Genomic DNA, 369 nt, shown 5'->3' on the forward strand with positions numbered 1-369 from the left:
CAAGTGGCGGTGGCGCCGTGATTCGTCCAAGCACTGACCTGACCGTGTATCTGTGCCGTGAACCGGTGGACATGCGCAAGCAAATCGATGGCCTGGCGTTGTTGGTTCAGGAGGCAATGGAATTGAACCCGTTTGATAAAGCGCTGTTTGTCTTTGGCAATCGCCAGCGAGATAAAGTCAAACTCCTGTTCTGGGAGCGTAATGGCTTTGTGGTCTGGTATAAGCGCCTGGAGCGTGAGCGATTCAAGTGGCCAACGCACCTGGAAGGAACGTCCGTGACGCTGAGCGGACAAGAACTCAACTGGTTGCTGGATGGCTATGACCTGAAGGCAATGCAGCCTCATAAAGCATTGGATTTTCAGTGTGTTG

1 protein-coding gene is annotated in these 369 nt (G+C 53.1%); it reads left to right on the forward strand.

The features are described 5' to 3' along the window. Positions 1 to 369: IS66 family insertion sequence element accessory protein TnpB (gene tnpB / locus M8006_RS17855; RefSeq protein ID WP_250084581.1), on the forward strand; the 369-nt coding region annotated here is incomplete at both ends.

Origin of the sequence: Halomonas llamarensis (genome assembly GCF_023555005.1) — a bacterium.
Taxonomy (GTDB): Bacteria; Pseudomonadota; Gammaproteobacteria; order Pseudomonadales; family Halomonadaceae; genus Vreelandella; species Vreelandella llamarensis.